This window comes from Umezawaea sp. (genome assembly GCF_036375055.1).
GTDB lineage: Bacteria > Actinomycetota > Actinomycetes > Mycobacteriales > Pseudonocardiaceae > Umezawaea.
In genome coordinates this window covers 56,778-73,919 of sequence record NZ_DASUSQ010000037.1, presented here as the reverse complement: position 1 = coordinate 73,919, position 17,142 = coordinate 56,778, and the positions used below count along the sequence as shown (strand labels likewise).

The following is a 17,142-nucleotide window of genomic DNA, read 5'->3' as shown; positions in this document are numbered from 1 at the left end:
GGCCCTCGGTTACCCGAACGACCTGGCCTCACACACGGGTGAAGTCGACCAGCAGCGCCCGGAGTTCACGCCGATGGGTGACGAGCGGCGTGCGCGACGGGTACACCTCCAGCACACCCGCGGGGAACGCGGCGGCCATCGCCTTCGCGACCGGTTCGGGGTGCAGCGGATCGTCCGTCGCGGCCACGACCAGCACCGGGGCGGTCACGCGGGCCAGCACGCCGGGCTCGGCGACGCTCACCTGGCCGGGCATCGCCGCGACGGCCGCGCTGAGCCGCCGGAACGCCGCCGCGCGAGCCTGGAGGTAGGCGCCCGCGTCGACGCCCTCGGGGAGTTCGACCGCGTTGACCAGGTCTTCCACGGTCTGCCGGGGGCGGGGCCGGTCGAGGGTGGCGGGCAGCAGCAGTGCCACCCGCTCGAACGCGTCGGGCCGGGAGGCGAGCAGCGCCACGAGCGCGCCCGCGCCGAGCGAGACGCCGATGGCGCGGGTGGCCCCGACCTCCTGGGCGACGTCCCACAGGTCGCGGGCGATCCGCGGGTACGTCCAGTAGCCGTCGGGCGCGTCGGCGGCACCGCTGTGCGACGGGAGCGTCACGATGACGCGGGTCCCCGGCAGGCCGGAGGCGGGGATGCGGGCTTCACCGGCGGTGGCGCCCAGCCCGTGGACGATCAGCGTGGTCGGCCCGCCGCTGCCGAACGCCTGCCAGCGCAGACCGCTGGGCAGGGGGTTCACCAGCGCGGACCGCGCTGGATCTCGATCAGCTTCGGCCGGACGTCCACCACGTAGATCATCACCGCGACGACGCCCGCCAGCCAGAACATGCCGCCGGGGCTGCTGAGCTGGAAGACCATGAGCACGAACGCGCCACCGCCGGTGATGCCGAGCCACGCGGGCTTGGTCAGCCTCTCGGCGGCCGTGAAGGCGTCGGCGCGCTGCGTCACGGCGTGCGCGAACGCGTACACACCCATGATCAGCGCGGCCCAGCCCACCCCGTAGAGGATCCAGGCATCCAGGTACAGGGGGTTGAACGGTGGCACCCTCGAGAACAACACGGGACCCAGAGTACGTGCCGTATCAAGGCCGCGACGTCGTCGCGGCGGCTCGGCCGCTCCCGGACGGCAGTTCGGGCCCCGATCGTCGTCGAGGCCCGACCTGCCGACGCGGCCTCGCGGCCCACGTGGTGACCCGGTGCTACTTGGTGGTGCTCGGCGACTTGCGGGCCGGGGTCGTGCGGGTGGTGCTCGACGGCTTGGTCGCCGTGACCGCGGGCTTGCGCGGGGCGGTCCGGTTGGCGGCCTTGCGGGTGGTGCTGCGCACCTCGTGCGCCACCTCGCCGCCGACCTCCTCGACCGTCTCGGCGATGGCCTCGCTGACGTCGTCGATGGCGACGGCGGTCTTCTCGCCGACCGAACGGGTGCGGCGGGTGACCTTGCCGAGGACGTCGTCCGCGATCTCGCGGGCGTCGGCGGCGGCGGACTCGGCGCGCTTCTGCGCGGCCTCCACGGCCTCCTCGACCTGAGCGGTGGCCTTCTTGACCTGGGGCTGCGAGCGCAGCTTCTCCAGCGTCGCCTCGCCCTGCTCGGCCAGGTAGCTGTAGAGGTGCAGCGCGGACTGGGTGTAGGCGTCGACCAGCTTGCGCAGTTCGGCGGGCTCCAGCCTCTCGCGGAGACCGGCGACCTCGCCGGGCAGCTCGTCGACCGCGGTCTTCGCGGCCTCGGCGCGCTCGTCGAGCGTGTGCTTGGCCTTGTTCAGGGCCTCGATGACGGCCTTCGTGGCCAGGTCACCGGCGCCGAGAGCGGCGAGCAGCGGGGTGCGCGCGGCGGCGGCGGCCTGCTCGCCCGCCTTGCGCAGCTCTTCCTGGCTGGGGATGTTCGGCATGGAGATCACTCCTCGGGTTCGTTACCGTCCACATCGGACTTCGACTGCTTGGCGGCGTTCTCCCGCCGGAAGGACTCGTAGACGTCGAGCAGCACCTGCTTCTGCCGCTCGGTCAGCTCTGGTGCGGCGGCGATCGCGTCGGCCAACGCGCCGCCCTCCCGCTGTTGCAGGATCCCGGCCTCGACGTAGAGCGCCTCGGCGGAGATCCGCAGCCCCTTCGCGATCTGCTGGAGGATCTCCGCGCTCGGCTTGCGCAGGCCCCGCTCGATCTGGCTGAGGTACGGGTTCGAGACACCGGCGAGCTTCGACAGCTCCCGCAACGAGATCTTCGCGTTGCTGCGCTGCTGCTTGATGTAGTCGCCGATGTCGCGGCCGAGGTCGGCGACCGCCTTGTCGATGGACTTGTCCACGGCGGGGTCTCCTTCCGTCCGGCTCGACAACGACGTTACGCGCGGGTGCTAGCAGTTGCAAGCAGGCTGCTAGCAAAACCCCCGTGGCCTCCGACACACCGGTAAAGTCGGAGGTGGGAGCCCACGTGCACGAGACCGCGAACGACGCGACCGCACTCCGCACCCGCTTGGTCGACGACCTGCTCGCCGACGGCGCGGTGCGCGATCCGCGCTGGGCACGGGCGTTCCGCGAGGTGGACCGGCACGCGTTCCTGCCCCGGTTCTTCCGCCAGCTGACCGACGGCCGGTGGGGTCCGGTCGACGCGGACGACCCCGACTGGCTCCCGCTCGTCTACCGCGACCGCGTGTGCGTGACCCAGCTCGACGGCGACGACGGGGCGTGGCAGCGGGCGGTCGACGAGGGCGCCGTGCACGGGGTGCCCACGTGCTCGTCGAGCATGCCGACGATCATGGCGATCATGCTGGAGGCGCTGCGCGTCCAGCCGGGCCACGACGTGCTGGAGATCGGCGCGGGCACGGGCTACAACGCGGCGCTGCTGTGCCACGTGCTGGGCGCCGAGCACGTGACGACCGTCGACGTCGACCCCGGCGTGCTCGCCAGGGCCCGCGACCACCTGGCCGCGGTGGGCGGCGAACCGACGTGCGTCGTGGGCGACGGCGAGCTCGGGTGCCCCGAACGGGCGCCGTACGACCGGGTGCTCTGCACGTGCGCGGTGTCGCGGATCCCGACCGCGTGGCTCACCCAGACCAAGCCCGGCGGGCTCGTCGTGACGACGCTCAACCGGTCGATCGGCGCGGGCCTGGTGCGGTTGGTGTCGGACGGCCGCGGCGGTGGCCGGGGCCGGGTGCTGGCCGAGGACGGCCGGTTCATGCCGCTGCGCGCCCACGCCCACGGCTGGGCCGCCGACGTGCTGGAGATCGCCCGCGGCGCCCCCGCGGACGAGCGCGGGCGCACGGCGCTGGACCCGGAACTGGTGGTCGACCCCGGCAGCCCGTTCGAGTTCTTCGCGGGCCTCGTGCTCCCGGACGTCGTGGTGGGGCACGGGGACCGGCACCGCGTCCACCTCGCGCACCCCGACGGCTCGTGGGCCCGGCTGCGCACCGGTTCCCCGCGCGTCGAGCAGGGCGGTCCGCGCAGGCTGTGGCAGCTCGCCGAACGGGGCTACCGGCAGTGGCTCGACCTGGGCAGACCGCGCCGGGACCACTTCGCCTTCACCGTCGGCCCCGAGGGGCAGCGGTTCCACCTCGGCGACCTGGACTGGCCGGTCTGCTCACCGGGCTAGTCGAGCAGCTCCTCCAGGAAGCTGCGCCTGCGCGGCGGCGGGTAGTAGCCCGGTTGCTGGTACCCGTACCCCGGAGCGGGGTAGCCGGGCGGCGGCGTACCGGGCGGCGGCTGGTACGGCGGCGGAACCCCCGCGGGCTGCGAGGAGTGCGTGGGCGGCGCGGGCGGCGGCGGAGGCGGTGGAACCGCTGTGGGGTCTGGGTTCTCGTGCGGCAGCGGCAGCGGGATGTGCGCGGGCGGCGGGGCGTCGGCGTAGTGCTCGCGTTCCGCCGCCACGATCTGCTCCAGCTCGCCGCCGTCGAGGAAGACGCCGCGGCAGCGCTCGCACTGCTCGATGTGGACGCCACCCCGGTTGATGGTCCGCATGAGGTCCTGGCACTTGGGACAGATCACCACACGAGCGTACGCAGGAACGACACAGGTGACACGAGCGTGCCCGTGTCGACACCTGGTGTGACGGGTGAGTCATGATGCCGGGGTGTCCAGACTTCGCCAACGCGCTGTGCTCACGGGGTGCGCTCTCGCCGCTCTGCTCACGCTGGTCGGTCTGCTCGTCACGGGAGCGGGTGTCGACCCGCACGTCTGGCTGGGCGGACTGGCGATCGCGTTCCTGGTGTTCCTCGCCGTGCTCGACCCCTGGCTGCACCGCCGCCGCGCCGCGGGCCTCGCGACCGAGCAGAACCTCGACGCCGCGGCGAAAGCGCTCGCGACCGCGCTGCACCTCCAGTGGGCCGAGGAGTGCACGGCGCGCAAGTTGACCGAGCGCGGCGACCTGCTGGACCTGCACTGGACGGCCACCGAGCTGGACGTGAGCGACCGGCCCGCCGCTCCCCCCGGCCACAGCGACGGCGTGGTCGGCGCGTTCGAACGCCAGCCGCACCACCGGATCGTCGTGATCGGCGAACCCGGCAGCGGCAAGAGCACCGTCGCGATGCTGCTGACGATCGGCCTGCTGGACCGCTACCTCGACGGAGCGGTACCGGTGCTGCTGCCGCTCTCGACGTGGGACCCCGCCGTCGAGGACGTGCGGACGTGGATGACGCGCAGGCTCTACGAGGACCACCCCGCGCTGCGCAACACCGAGCTGTACGGCAGCTACGCGGCGGACCTGCTCGTCGAGCAGCGCCGGGTGTTCCCGATCCTGGACGGGCTGGACGAGATCCCGCAGGCACAGCGGGCGGAGGCGGTGCAGCGGATCAACCGGGCGTTCCCGGTGAAGTCGCCGCTGGTGATCACCAGCCGCATCGACGAGTTCGTGGACACCGTGTCGCGGGTCGGCGCGGTGCCCGGCGCGGACGTGGTGGAGCTGCACCCGCTGGACCTGGAGGAGGTCGCCGCCTACCTGCGCGCGGGCGCCGACCCCGTGAAGGCGGCGGGCTGGGAGCCGATCTTCCTGCACCTGCGCGCCGAACCGGAGGGCCACCTGGCGGAGGTGCTGTCGGTGCCGCTGATGGTGTGGCTGGCGAGCACGGTCTACGGCACGGGGGTCGGCGAGCCGTCCGAACTGCTGGACCGCACGAGGTTCGCCGACCAGAAGGCGATCGAGGACCACCTCGCGGACAGCCTGGTGGAGCGGGTGTTCGGCAACGTCGACACGGCGTACCAGGCGCACGCGAGCCAGGCGTGGCCCCGCGACCAAGCCCGGCGCTGGCTGGGGTTCCTGGCGCGGCAGATGCGCGACCAGGGCGTCCGCGAGCTGGGCTGGTGGGACCTGCGGCGGTCGGTCGGCAACGCGTGGCTCGCACTGCTCGGCGCGCTCGCCGTCGGCTCGATCGGCGGGTTCGGCGTCGGCTGGCTGATGGCGTACGCGGGCACCCCCGGCATCGCCCCGTTGACCGGGCTCATCGCGGGCGCCGTGGTCGCGGTCGCCGCGCTGACGGCGTCCAGCAGGGCGTTCCGCGCCAGGACGGCGAAACCGCGCCTCGGCGTGTGGCGCAGCCTGGTCGTGACGAGCGGGACCATCGGCACGGCGACCGGTCTCGTGTTCGGCGCCCTGTACGGGCTGTCCGCGGGGCTGGTGGTCGGGCTCGGTCTGGCGGTGGCGACCGCGCTGCGGTTCGCCACCGCCAGTTCCACCGAGCTGACCCACCCGTCGAGCCCGCAGTGGACCATGGCGCGCGACCGCATGGCCGTGTGGACCGGTTCCCTCGTGCTGGGTGTGGTCTTCGGTGCGGCCGCGGCCATGGTGTTCGGCGTGCACCAGAGCGGCATGATCGGCCTCGGCCTGTCGTCCGGTCTGCTGCTGGGTTTCGCGCTGTCCGTGCTGCACCTGCGCTGGTGGTGGTTCACCGTGGCGCGGATCTGGCTGGCCGCGCGGATGAGGCTGCCGTGGGAGCTGATGGTGTTCCTCGACGACGCCCGCAAGCTCGGCGTGCTGCGCCAGGCCGGTGCCTGCTACCAGTTCCGCCACGCACTGGTGCAGGACCGCCTGGCCGACAAGCCCGTCGCGCGCGGGATCGGGCTCATTCCGCGCGCAACCCCGTCGCGCCGGTAGCCCTCCGCACCGCGGGCAGGGTGCACAGGGTCACGAGCAGCGCCACGCCCACGACCGTCGCGGTCAGCACCCCGATCCCGGTCAGGTCGAGCCCCAGCGGGAGGAGCGACACCCGCTGGTACAGCAGGCCCGTCCCCGACCCGACCGCCACCGCGACCAGGACGGCGAGCCCCAGCGGCACCGCGTTCTGCCACAGCAGCGACCACAGCAGCGTGCTTCGCGGCACCCCTCCGGCCGCGAGCACCGCCAACGGCCGCCGCCGCGTGCGCACCTGCTCCAGCGCGAGGACCAGCAGGCTCGCTCCGGCGAGCACCACCACGAGCAGCGTCCCGGCGAGGAACACCTGCCGCAGCGTCCGGTAGTCCGAGGCCTTGTCCTCCGGGTCGGGGGGAAGGAACGACCTGGTCAGCGAGTGCCGTCCGACCGGTCCGAAAGCGGTGATCGCACGGTCGAGCGCGTCCGGCACGGACGGGTCCAGCACCACTTCGAGACGACCGCGGGTGCCGGTCACGTCGAGCCCGCCGAGCGCGCCGGGGGTGAGGAGGACCTGGTACAGCGAGCCGTTCTGCGAGGCCTCGACGTCGAGCAGCTCGGGAACGGTCCACTGGCCGCTCACCCGCACCTGGGTCGCGAAGTCGAGGACGTCGACGACCTCACCCGCCTCCGGCCCCTCCTCGGAGGTACCGCGGACCCGGAACCCGTCGCCGTCCTGGCACTGGTCGAACCGCGCGATCGAGCGCAGGGACGCGCACGACCCGACGGACACGCCGAACGGCGTGACCGACCCCGCCCGCCGGACGGTGAACTGCCGCACGGCCACGACCGACCGGACGCCCTCGGTCGCGCGGACGTCCTCGGCGATCGCGTCGATGCGAGCGCTCAGGGTTTCGGGTACGTAGGCCATGAACAGGTTGCGCTCCACGTCCGACACGCCCAGCTGCCGATCCCGGACACCGGCCTCCTGGCCGATCATCATCGTCTGGAGCGCGATGCCGCCCGCGAGCACGACGGCGACCCCGCCCACGACCCTGGCGGCCGAGCCGCTGTCCATCTGGAGCCTGCGCACGGCGAGCTGCCACGACGGTGGCCCGCCCCGGAACCGCCCGACCGACCGCTCGACGACCCACGGCAGCACCAGGGGAATCCCCAGCAGCAGCAGGGCGACCGCCGCGAGCGTCAGCTCGGGGTTCCCCCTGAGGGGGTGCTCCAGGAGCGTCTCGGCCTGGACCGCCAGCAGGCCGACGCCCGCGAGGATCGGCGCGAACCGCCACCACAGCCGCCGCCGCGCGGGTGCGGACTGGCGCACCACGCCGAGCGGGTCGACGACGCTGCCGCGCATGGTGACCAGCGCGGTCGCGACCGACAGCACGGGCACGACGACCACCACCAGCAGGGCCAGCAGCGGGTGCGGGGTCAGGTCGCTCGCGAACGTGCTGACCCCGAACAGCTCGACGCGTTCCACGAACCCCCGCAGGCCGAGGAAGGCGCCCGCGCCGAGCACCAGGCCCACGACGGCGCCCGCCAGCGCGTCCCCGGTGGAGATCCTCCGCACCTGGCGGGCGCTCGCGCCGAGCAGCCGCAGCGCCGCCAGCCTGCGTTCGCGTTCCGGACCGGCGAGCCGGGTGCCGATCGTGACGAAGACCAGCACCGGCAGCAGCAGCACGACCGCGCCGATGAGGCCCAGCGCCCAGTACCAGGGGTTGGTGCCGGCCCGCGGGTGCGCGCGATCGAGCCCGAACGAGTAGAACGCGGTCCGGTCGTTCTTCTCGATGGTCGAGTCACCAGCGATGAACAGCAGGTGGTTCGGACCGATCAGGCCCTCCTGGGAGATGGTCCCGACGACCCGCTGCGGGAACCTGGGCCGCAGCAGTTCGCCCTTGGGCGAGGCCAGCAGGTCGGCGAGCGCGGGCGAGACCACGATCTCCCCGTCACCCGGTATCCGTTGCAGACCAGGGGGGATCGGGGCGCGCGGGCCGCCGGGCCAGACGTAGCTGCCCATGATCTCCTCGCGGCCGAAGTTCTCCGGGGCGTAGGCGCGGTAGAGCGGATCCACGCCGGGAGGCCGCTCCTCACCGGGTTGCACCCTGGACGCGTCCTGCCGGGCCTGCCGCTCCCCGAACGCGGTCGGCGCGGAGGCGCCGACGAACAGCACCGCCACACCAACCCCGACGCTGACACCCGTCAGCGCGAGCCGCCGCCACGACGACCGGCCGCCGCCGAACGCGATGCGGACGCCGAGCGCGAGGTCGTTCACCCAGCCCTTCACCCGGCGTGCTCCACGAGGCGGGACCGGCCGTCGCGGACGACGACCTCGCGGTCGGCGTACGCGGCCACGCGCGGTTCGTGGGTGACCAGGACCACGGCGGCGGCGGTCGCGCGGGCGGCGGCGAGGAACAGGGTCATCACGCGTTCGCCGTTGAGCGAGTCGAGCGCGCCGGTCGGCTCGTCGGCGAAGATCACCTTCGGCGAGGTGACCAGCGCGCGGGCGACCGCCACGCGCTGCCCCTGGCCGCCGGACGTCTCGCCGGGCCGTTTCGCGGCGACGTCGGCGACCTCCAGCTCCTCCAGCCACTCGGTCGCGCGGCGCTCGGCGTCCCGCCGCTTGACCCCGGCCAGGCGGAGCGGCAGCGCGACGTTCTCGACGCAGGACAGCTCGGGCACGAGCCTGCCGAACTGGAAGACGAAGCCGAACTCGGTGCGGCGCAGCTCGCTGCGCCTGCCGTCGGACATGGTGCCGAGGTCGACGCCCCGGTAGTGGACCTCGCCCGCGTCGGGGGTCAGGATGCCCGCGAGGCAGTGCAGCAGCGTGGACTTGCCGGAACCCGACGGCCCCATGATCGCGACGATCTCGCCCTGGTCGACGGAGAGGCCCGCGCCCGCGAGCGCGGGGGTGGGGCCGAAGGCCTTGTGCAGGTCGGTGGCGGACAGCAGGGTCATCGGGCGACCCGCTTCCTCAGCTGGTCGAGGCGGGCGGTGGTGAGTTCGAGCCAGCGCAGGTCGGCTTCGAGGTGGAACAGGGCGTAGTCGCAGATGAGCTGGTCGGCGAGGTCTCCCCCGGTCTTGCGGCGGGTCAGCTCGCGCATGGCGTTCAGGTGGGCGGCGCGCTGGGTGTCGAGCACGTCCGCGGCCTCGCGGCCGGACAGCAGCGCCAGCACGACCTTCGTGTACAGCGTGTTCTGGAGGTACGGCTCGGGCTTCTCCGGCGTGACGAGCCACTTCTCGACGTCGGTGACGCCCGCGTCGGTGATCGCGTACCGCTTCCGGTCCGGCCCCGAGCCGGACTCGACGCCCGCTTCCTGGACGAGTCCGTTGCGCAGCAGGCGGGACAGCGTCGTGTACACCTGCCCGTAGTGCAGGGGCCGGTCCTGGCCGAACCGGTCGTCGTAGGCCTTCTTGAGGTCGTACCCGTGGCCGGGGCCGCGTTCGAGCAGACCGAGCAGGGCGTGTCCGAGTGACATGCCGGCGACTATACACACGAGGTATACACACGGTTCATACCCCTGGAAGACAGGTTGGGTCGGGTGGATGGGCCCCTCACGGCCGGGTTGCCGGCTACAGTGGAGAGGTGACTGGTCTGGCAGCCGGCTGGGATCACGCGAGCTTCGCGCACGATCGAGCCGGCGATGCGGAACACGATGTCGAACTGCTGCTCGCCTTCCTCAACACCCGAGACCTCGAACTCGGCACCGACGTGTTGGACGACGCGGCCTCGTGGCGGGCGTGGGTCACCGAAAGAGGACTGGGCCACGTGGACGACCTCGCGAAGGTCCGTTCGGCCCGCGTGGCGCTCCGGTCCGCCCTCGGTGAGCGCGCCGCGGCGAAGCCGTTCTCCGGCACCGTCCGGATCGAGCTGAGCCAGGGCGTGCCGATGATCGCGACCACGGACGCGCTCGGCGCCGTGCTCGCGGCGGCGGCGCGGGTCGCCCTGCTGGGGTCGTGGGAACGGTTGAAGGTGTGCCAGGCGGAGAGCTGCCAAGCCGCGTTCTTCGACCGATCCCGCAACCGCTCCCGGACGTGGTGCTCGATGCAGGTGTGCGGGAACCGCGAGAAGGCGAGGCTCTGGCGCGAGCGCACCAGAGCCCTGAGCGCCTCCTAGGTGACGAGCTGGCCGACGGTGTAGATCACCAGGCCTGCCAGGGCGCCGACGACGGTGCCGTTGATGCGGATGAACTGGAGATCGCGGCCGACCTGCAACTCGATCTTGCGCGAGGTCTCCACGGCGTCCCACCGCTCGACCGTGTCGGTGATCAGGGTGGTGATCTCGGCCCGGTAGTTCGACACGACGTACGCCGCCGCGCCCTCCAGCCAGCCGTCGACCTTCTCGCGCATGGCGTCGTCGTCCGAGAGCCGCCGCCCGAACGACTCCAGGCCTTCACGCACTCGTCTGCGCAGCTCGCTGGACGGGTCCTCGGCGGCGTCGAGCAGCATCTTCTTCGCCGCGCCCCACGCGGACCCGATGAAGTGCTGCACGTCCGGGTGCTCGACGAGCTGGTTCTTGACCAGCTCGGCCCGCTCCATCGTCGCCGGGTCGTGCTGGAGGTCGTGCGCGAACTCGATCATGAACTGGTCGAGCGCCAGCCGCATCGGGTGGTTGAGGTCGGTCTTCACGGCCCAGGCGAAGTTCAGCAGCTCCGTGTACGCCTTGTCGCCCAGCAGCGAGTCGACGAACTTCGGCGACCACGTCGGCGCCCGCTCGGCCACGACCTGCACGACCTTGTCGTGGTTGTCGTGCACCCAGTCGTAGGTCCGGTCGATCACCAGGTCGACGAACCTGTGGTGCGCCCCGTCGGTCAGCACCTGCCCGAGCAGCTTGCCCAGCGGCGGCCCCCACGGCTTGTCGACCAGCCGCCGCACGATCCCCTGGTCGATCACCGCCTGCACGTCCTCGTCGCGCAGCACGGTCACGGCGCCCTTGACGACGTTCGCCAGCTCGGACGTGACCCGCTCGGCGTTGACCGGCTGCACCAGCCACGTCCCGACCCGCCTGCTGATGTCGACCCGACGCAGCTTGTCGCGCACCACGTCCTCGGCCAGGAAGTTCGTGCCGACGAAGTCGCCGAGCGCGTCGCCGAACGTGTCCTTGCGGGTCGGGATGATCGCCGTGTGCGGGATCGGGAGCCCCAGCGGCCTCCGGAACAGCGCCGTCACCGCGAACCAGTCGGCCAGCGCGCCCACCATGCCCGCCTCGGCGGCGGCGCGCACGTAGCTCCACGCGTCCCCGTCGCCCTCCAGGAACAGCGCGACGAGGAACACCACCGTCGCCGCGACGAAGAACCCCGTGGCGACGAGTTTCATCCTGCGCAGGTCTCGCCGCTTGACCTGGTCGGCTGCCGTCAGTTGCTCCACCGCACCATTGTCCGTGAAGATTCGACGTTGTGCGGGTACCAGCGCTAGTCCCCAGATTGCGGCCGTTCACCTCGACGATCTTCGCGGAGATGACGGCCCTGGCCCAACGAACCGGTGCGGTGAACCTGGGCCAGGGTTTCCCGGACACCGACGGCCCGGTGGGCATGCTCGAAGCGGCCAAGGCGGCGATCGACGGCGGCCTCAACCAGTACCCGCCCGGCCCCGGCACACCGGCGCTGCGGCAGGCCGTCGCCGAGCACCGCACCCGGTACGGGACCACCTACGACCCGGACACGGAAGTGCTGGTCACGGTGGGTGCGACCGAGGCCATCGCGGCCACCCTCCTGGCACTGGTGGAGCCGGGTGACGAGGTGGTCCTGTTCGAGCCGTACTACGACTCCTACGCCGCCTCGGTCGCGCTGGCGGGTGCCACCAGGCGCACCGTCGGCCTGATCGAGGACCCGCTGACCGGCCGCTTCGGCCTGGACGTCGCGGGCCTGCGCGAGGCGATCGGCCCGAAGACCAGGGCTGTGCTCGTCAACACACCCCACAACCCGACCGGCACGGTCTTCACCAGGGCGGAACTCCAGGAGGTGGCCGCCCTCTGCGTGGAGCACGACCTGCTGGCCATCACCGACGAGGTCTACGAGCACCTGGTCTTCGACACCCACGAGCACGTCCCGCTGGCCACCCTGCCGGGCATGGCGGACCGCACCGTGACCATCTCCAGCGCGGGCAAGACGTTCAACTGCACCGGCTGGAAGATCGGCTGGGTCTGCTCGACCCCGGAACTGGTGGCGGCCGTCCGCGCCGCGAAGCAGTTCATCACCTTCGTGGGCGGGGCCCCGTTCCAACCAGCCGTCGCCCACGCCCTGCGGCACGAGATGCCCTGGGTGGAAACCCTCCGCACCGACCTGGCGGCCAAGCGCTCCCGCCTCTCCGAGGGCTTGGCGGAAGCGGGCTTCGCGGTCCGCCCGAGCGAGGGCACCTACTTCATCACCGCCGACGTCCGCCCGCTCGGCTTCACCGACGGCGCCGAACTCTGCCGCGCCCTACCGGAACGCATCGGCGTGGCCGGGGTGCCGGTGCAGGTCTTCACCGACCACCCGGAGCAGTGGCAACACCTGGTCAGGTTCGCGTTCTGCAAGAAGGACGAGGTCCTGGACGAGGCACTGCGCCGCCTGCACAAACTGACCAACTAGCGAACCACCACCAGCAGCACCAAGCCCTTCAGCCGACCGGAAGGCGAGCACCCCGCCACCACCCGAGCGGAAGCGAGCACCCCGCCACCACCTGACCGGAAGCACGCAACCAGGGCGACACCCAGACTCCCCCCGCCACCCACCCACCAACTCAGCCACCCAGCCCCACAAAAACACCACACGATCGAGCGAGTATCGGAGCCGAACTGGACCATCGGTCTTCCAACCCGCCATGCACGACCTGACGAACGCCGAACTGGTGTCCCGAGCCAAGCTCCACGACGAATCCGCCTGGCGGGAGATAGTCGGCCGCCACCTCCCCCTCCTCTGGTCCACCGCCAGGTCCGCGGGCCTCCGCGACGCCGACGCCGCCGACGTCTGCCAGTACACGTGGCTCGCCCTGGCCGAGAACCTCCACCACATCCGCACGCCCGCGAAGCTCTCCGGCTGGCTGATCACCACCGCCAGGCACGAGGCGCTGCGCGTCCGCAAGGTCCGGGGCCGGGAACTCCCGGTGGACCTCTGGGGCCCGCCGGAACCGGACTTCCCCAGCCCCGAGGAGCTCGTCCTGGCCGACGAGCAGGCGGTGAAGCTGTGGCGCGCGTTCTCGGGCCTCACCGACCAGTGCCGCGACATCCTCCGCCTGATCGCCTACGCACCCGACCTGACCTACCAGGACGTGGCCGAGGCGCTGGGGATGCCCGTCAACAGCCTGGGCTCGACCCGCAGCCGCTGCCTCGCCGTCCTGCGCCGCCGCGTCGGCGCGGAGGTGGGCGTGTGAGCACCGACCGCGACCTGCTGGACGCCCTGGCGGCCGTCCTGGACCAGGTGGACCCGGTCCCGCCCCACCTCGCCGAGGCCGCGCTGTTCCGACCTCCCGCCGACCTCGTGCCGCTCACCTGGCTCGCCGACTCCGCCGTGGCGACCCCGCCGAACACCCGCGGCGCCGGACCGTCCCGCACCCTCCACCTCGGCCACGAAGGGGACGGCACCACCGTGGACCTCCGCCTGGACACCGTCGACGACCGCGGCGTCCGAGCGCTGGGCCTGGTCCACCCACCGCGGGGAGGCACGGTCCACGTGACGTGGCCGCACGGCGGAACCGCGGGCGACATCGACGACGTCGGCTGGTTCCAGGCCGACCTGCTCCCCACCGGTCCGCTCCGGTTCGTGATCAGCCAACCCGGCCTGCCGGACCTCAGCACCGGCTGGTTCGTCCAGTGACCCTCCACGCCGAGTGCCTGGAGGAGGTGGAACGCGGCCACCTCCCCCGAGCGCGAGCACTGGCCCGCGAAGGCCTGCGGCGAGCGACCACCGACCACGAGCGGGCCCGGTTCCACCTCACCCTGGCCTGGATCGAACTGGACCGGGGCAGGCCGAAGGCCAGCACGAGCCACCTCACCAGGGCGTTCCCCCACCTCCGCGGCAACGACCTGGCCCGCGCGCGCTGCCTCCAGGGACTGCACCTCTGCCAGACCGCCGATCCGGGGTTGGCCGCCGCGCACCTCACCGGGGTCATCCGCGACCTGAAGCGCCACGACGACCCCCGGTGGCTCGCCAACGCCCTGGTGGGCCGCGGCATCGCCCGCGCCCACTCCCTCCGGCTCGCGGAGGCGGACGCCGACTTCACCGCCGCCCGGAGAACGCTGCTCGCCATCGGCGAACCGGACCGGGCCGCGATGTGCCTGCACAACAGGGGTTTCGTGGCGATGGTGGCAGGCGACCTGCCCACCGCGCTGCGCCACTACGAGCAGGCGGCGCACGACGGGCTCACGGTCGCGCACCGCCCGGAAGCGCTGATCGACCGCGCCGAGGCGCTGCTGGCCGCGGGCCTGGTGCGCGAGGCGAGATCCGTGCTCACCCCGGCGATCAGCCTGCTGGACCGGTGCGACCGGGGTTCCCGGCTCCCGGACGCGGTCCTGCTCGCGGCCCGGTGCGCGTTGGCGGACGGCGACCTCCGGCAGGCTCGGGTGCTGGCCGACCAGGTGGGCGGCTGGGTGGCCAGGTCGGTGTCGCTGCGGGCGCGGCTGGCGGCGGGCGAACGCCCGGCGGTCCGGCGCACGGCCACCGAGTGCGACCGCCGGGGCAGGCACGAGGACGCCGCCGAACTCCGCCTCGCCGCGGGCCTCCCGCTCGACGTCCGGCGCGGCACCGCCCGGCTGCGGGCGCTCGGCCTGCTCGACACCGCCCGTCGAGCCTCCACCCGCCGGGAGGCCGCCACGGCGTGCCGGGCGGGCCTCGCCCTCGTCGACCCGACCACCTGGCCGGGCACCGAACTCCGGGACATCGCCCTGCGCCACGCCCTGATGGGCGGCGACGCCAGGTCCGTGCTCCGCTGGACGCGCCGGGTCGCACCCGTCGCCCCCACCACGGAGCACTCCGCCGAACTCAGGCTGGCCAGGGCGAGGGCCGACCACGACCGCGTGGTCGCTCTGGAGCGGGAGATCCGCAGGCGAGCGCTGACCACCCGCCCGACCCCGCCCAGACCCGCCGCGCGCACCACCCGGCTGGCCTTCACCGAGCACGACGGCGTCCTGCACGCCGTCACGGTGGTCGCAGGCCGCGCCCGCCTCCACCGGCTGGCGCCGCTCGACCACCGCACCAGCGCCCTCCGCCTGGCGCTGGAGTCCGGTCGCGACACCGCGGCGGAGCTGGCCGCCGCCGCGCTCGACGCCCTCCTGCCCCCGACCGGCGACGGGCCGATCACCATCACCGGCTCACCGGCTGGCCTCCCGTGGGCCGCCCTCCCGTCCTACCGGGGCCGCCCGTTCTCCCTGGACGGCGCTCCGGCGAGGTCGGGCGCCCCACCGCGCACGGGTGCGTGGATCGCGGGCCCGGAGCTGACCCACGCGACCGAGGAGGTGTCCACCCTGCACCGCGCCCACGGCGGCACGCTGCTCACCGGCCGATCGGCCACGGTGGACGCCGCGCTGCGGGCGATGGACGGCGTCGACGTCGTCCACGTCGCCGCGCACGGCCGGGCGCGAGGATTGTTCTCCTCGCTGCAACTCGCGGACGGCGACTTGCACATCCACGACCTGGCCAGGCTTCGGCGTCCACCGGGGATCGTCGTCCTGTCCTCGTGCGACTCCGGCCTCGCCACCGCGTTCCTCGACCGCGGCGCCGGAGCCGTCATCGCCAGCACCCTGGCCGTCCCGGACGACCGCACCCCCGCGTTCATGACGACCGTCCACGCCGGACTCCGCGCGGGCCTCGACCCGGCCACCGCGCTGGCCGAGGCCCGACTGCTCCACGACGACCGCTCGTTCAGCTGCTCCGGGCCGGGCTGAACTCCTCGGCCGCCACGGCAGCGGCCTCGCGCGGGGTCCGACCGTCGCGGACCAGGCACGCCACGCGGGCCGCGACGCGCGGTGCCGCGAACGACGTGCCGCTCCACCTCGCGAACCCGTACTCCCTGGTCTCCGTGCCCTCGGGCGCCCCGCGCCCCGGCCGCAGCCGCACGTGGCTGCTGACCACGTCCACGCCGGGCGCGACGGCGTCGACCCACGGCCCTCGGTTGGAGAAGGAGGCGTCCGCGCCCACGGCGAGCACGTCCGGCAGCGCGGCGGGCCAGTGGGGGCGGGACGTGCCGCCGTTGCCCGCCGCAGCCACGACGGCGACGTCGGGGAACGCGCTGATCTCGCTGCGCAGCAGCGGCGGGCACTCGTCACCGGCCGTGTGGCAGCCCGCCGTGAGCACGACGACGTGCAGGCGTTCCCCGTGCTCAGCGGCCTGCGCGCGGAGCCGCCGGAGGCCGGTGGCGACGGTGACGTCGTCGGTCAGGCCGAGCGAGGAGAGCACGCGGTGGTGGCGGACGACGACGCCGGGCGCGTGCTGGAGGAGAACACCCGCGACGAACGTGCCGTGCCCGGCCTGGCGGTCCTGGCCCGCGCGACCGTCGGCGTCGAGCACCTCCGGCGAGTGACCCCACTCGAAGAACCAGCGCCTGCCCGCGAACCACGGGTGCGGGTCGAGACCGGTGTCCAGGACGGCGGCGGTGACGTCCCAGCGCTCGTGGCGCGGCGGCCTCGGCGGCTCCGCCCCGACCGGCACCGGCCGGGCGGTGCCGATCATGATCGGGCTGCCGACGTGGACGTTGTTGGGCGCGCAGCCGTGGTCCCGCGCGATCCGGACGCACTGGCCGCGCTCGGCGGGGCGCAGCCGGACGCGCACCACGCCCAGGCCCGCGGCCTCGTCGACCCGGTCGATCCAGCGGCCGATCCGGTCCACCACGCGTGGCAGTTCGTCCGGGAAGACCACGAGTTCGCCCGAACGGACCAAGCACTCGGCGGGGCCGCCCGCGTCGTGCAGGACGAGGTCCGGCCGTTCGGACCGCCACCCGCCGACCAGCTCCTCAAGCGAAGTGACCTGCGCACTTCCCGAAAGTTCGTAGTCCACGGTGGACACCATCGCCGACGCCGGGACAGTCCACAGCGGACAGCGGAACTCATCACCCGAACTCGTGAACAGCGACGGAAAGTGTTCACCCGCCTCAGCGACTACCCGGACAGCCGCACCGCGCAGCCCTT

At 73.1% G+C, this 17,142-nt stretch carries 17 protein-coding genes; 7 read left to right on the top strand and 10 right to left on the bottom strand.

From position 1 onward, the window contains the following. Positions 1-28: 28 nt before the first annotated feature. From VFZ92_RS11260 to VFZ92_RS11245, 4 genes are all read right to left on the bottom strand, one after another. Positions 29-733, bottom strand: a complete 705-nt coding sequence (locus VFZ92_RS11260; RefSeq protein ID WP_330875790.1) for an alpha/beta hydrolase — start codon at positions 731-733, stop codon at positions 29-31. Next, entirely contained in the window at positions 730-1,050 is a 321-nt protein-coding gene (locus tag VFZ92_RS11255; RefSeq protein ID WP_414719865.1) for a DUF2516 family protein, read from the bottom strand. The genes VFZ92_RS11260 and VFZ92_RS11255 overlap by 4 nt, the downstream gene beginning before the upstream one ends. Before the next feature lie 142 nt (positions 1,051-1,192). Next, positions 1,193-1,879 carry a hypothetical protein gene (locus VFZ92_RS11250; protein ID WP_330875788.1) on the bottom strand — a complete coding sequence of 229 codons (687 nt, stop codon included), beginning with the start codon at positions 1,877-1,879 and terminating at the stop codon, positions 1,193-1,195. Between the two features lie 5 nt (positions 1,880-1,884). Next, a complete protein-coding gene (locus VFZ92_RS11245) occupies positions 1,885-2,289 on the bottom strand; it encodes a helix-turn-helix transcriptional regulator (RefSeq protein WP_330875787.1) in 405 nt (134 codons plus the stop codon). Between the two features lie 125 nt (positions 2,290-2,414). On the opposite strand from VFZ92_RS11245, the gene tgmC reads away from it, so the two are divergent. Further along, positions 2,415-3,572, top strand: coding sequence for an ATP-grasp peptide maturase system methyltransferase (gene tgmC / locus VFZ92_RS11240; RefSeq protein WP_330875786.1), 1,158 nt, complete (start codon positions 2,415-2,417; stop codon positions 3,570-3,572). Here tgmC and VFZ92_RS11235 read toward each other — a convergent pair. Next, the gene (locus VFZ92_RS11235; protein WP_330875785.1) at positions 3,569-3,964 is read right to left on the bottom strand and encodes a zf-TFIIB domain-containing protein; all 396 of its coding nucleotides are present in this window, start codon (positions 3,962-3,964) and stop codon (positions 3,569-3,571) included. The two genes, tgmC and VFZ92_RS11235, sit on opposite strands and share 4 nt — an antisense overlap. A gap of 85 nt (positions 3,965-4,049) precedes the next feature. Between VFZ92_RS11235 and VFZ92_RS11230 the strand changes: the two genes are divergently transcribed. After that, positions 4,050-6,065: an NACHT domain-containing protein gene (locus tag VFZ92_RS11230; protein WP_330875784.1), complete on the top strand. Its 2,016-nt coding sequence runs from the start codon at positions 4,050-4,052 to the stop codon at positions 6,063-6,065. On the opposite strand, the gene VFZ92_RS11225 is transcribed toward VFZ92_RS11230, so the two are convergent. The 3 genes from VFZ92_RS11225 to VFZ92_RS11215 are packed head-to-tail and all read right to left on the bottom strand — an operon-like array spanning position 6,034 to position 9,523. After that, on the bottom strand, positions 6,034-8,331 hold the full coding sequence (locus VFZ92_RS11225; protein ID WP_330875783.1) for an ABC transporter permease: 2,298 nt from the start codon (positions 8,329-8,331) through the stop codon (positions 6,034-6,036). The two genes, VFZ92_RS11230 and VFZ92_RS11225, sit on opposite strands and share 32 nt — an antisense overlap. Then, on the bottom strand, positions 8,328-9,002 hold the full coding sequence (locus VFZ92_RS11220; protein ID WP_330875782.1) for an ABC transporter ATP-binding protein: 675 nt from the start codon (positions 9,000-9,002) through the stop codon (positions 8,328-8,330). Before VFZ92_RS11220 ends, VFZ92_RS11225 begins: the two co-directional genes overlap by 4 nt. Then, complete coding sequence (locus VFZ92_RS11215) at positions 8,999-9,523, bottom strand: PadR family transcriptional regulator (protein ID WP_330875781.1); 525 nt, start codon at positions 9,521-9,523, stop codon at positions 8,999-9,001. Before VFZ92_RS11215 ends, VFZ92_RS11220 begins: the two co-directional genes overlap by 4 nt. 107 nt (positions 9,524-9,630) lie before the next feature. Between VFZ92_RS11215 and VFZ92_RS11210 the strand changes: the two genes are divergently transcribed. Continuing rightward, a complete protein-coding gene (locus VFZ92_RS11210) occupies positions 9,631-10,161 on the top strand; it encodes a CGNR zinc finger domain-containing protein (protein ID WP_330875780.1) in 531 nt (176 codons plus the stop codon). On the opposite strand, the gene VFZ92_RS11205 is transcribed toward VFZ92_RS11210, so the two are convergent. Further along, positions 10,158-11,411, bottom strand: a complete 1,254-nt coding sequence (locus tag VFZ92_RS11205) for a DUF445 domain-containing protein (RefSeq protein ID WP_414719864.1) — start codon at positions 11,409-11,411, stop codon at positions 10,158-10,160. The two genes, VFZ92_RS11210 and VFZ92_RS11205, sit on opposite strands and share 4 nt — an antisense overlap. 29 nt (positions 11,412-11,440) lie before the next feature. On the opposite strand from VFZ92_RS11205, the gene VFZ92_RS11200 reads away from it, so the two are divergent. From VFZ92_RS11200 to VFZ92_RS11185, 4 genes are all read left to right on the top strand, one after another. Then, positions 11,441-12,613: a pyridoxal phosphate-dependent aminotransferase gene (locus VFZ92_RS11200; RefSeq protein ID WP_330875779.1), complete on the top strand. Its 1,173-nt coding sequence runs from the start codon at positions 11,441-11,443 to the stop codon at positions 12,611-12,613. Between the two features lie 232 nt (positions 12,614-12,845). Further along, on the top strand, positions 12,846-13,394 hold the full coding sequence (locus tag VFZ92_RS11195) for a sigma-70 family RNA polymerase sigma factor (protein WP_330875778.1): 549 nt from the start codon (positions 12,846-12,848) through the stop codon (positions 13,392-13,394). Next, the gene (locus tag VFZ92_RS11190; RefSeq protein ID WP_330875777.1) at positions 13,391-13,837 is read left to right on the top strand and encodes a hypothetical protein; all 447 of its coding nucleotides are present in this window, start codon (positions 13,391-13,393) and stop codon (positions 13,835-13,837) included. Before VFZ92_RS11195 ends, VFZ92_RS11190 begins: the two co-directional genes overlap by 4 nt. Further along, positions 13,834-15,903 carry a CHAT domain-containing protein gene (locus VFZ92_RS11185; RefSeq protein WP_330875776.1) on the top strand — a complete coding sequence of 690 codons (2,070 nt, stop codon included), beginning with the start codon at positions 13,834-13,836 and terminating at the stop codon, positions 15,901-15,903. The genes VFZ92_RS11190 and VFZ92_RS11185 overlap by 4 nt, the downstream gene beginning before the upstream one ends. On the opposite strand, the gene VFZ92_RS11180 is transcribed toward VFZ92_RS11185, so the two are convergent. Then, positions 15,881-17,011, bottom strand: a complete 1,131-nt coding sequence (locus VFZ92_RS11180) for a S8/S53 family peptidase (RefSeq protein WP_330875775.1) — start codon at positions 17,009-17,011, stop codon at positions 15,881-15,883. The two genes, VFZ92_RS11185 and VFZ92_RS11180, sit on opposite strands and share 23 nt — an antisense overlap. Between the last annotated feature and the right edge of the window lie 131 nt (positions 17,012-17,142).

Coding starts and splice junctions, on each gene's coding strand:
- VFZ92_RS11215 (WP_330875781.1), bottom strand. CDS start 9,523: ATGTCACTCGGACACGCCCTGCTCGGTCTGCTCGAACGCGGCCCCGGC.
- VFZ92_RS11195 (WP_330875778.1), top strand. CDS start 12,846: ATGCACGACCTGACGAACGCCGAACTGGTGTCCCGAGCCAAGCTCCAC.
- VFZ92_RS11220 (WP_330875782.1), bottom strand. CDS start 9,002: ATGACCCTGCTGTCCGCCACCGACCTGCACAAGGCCTTCGGCCCCACC.
- VFZ92_RS11250 (WP_330875788.1), bottom strand. CDS start 1,879: ATGCCGAACATCCCCAGCCAGGAAGAGCTGCGCAAGGCGGGCGAGCAG.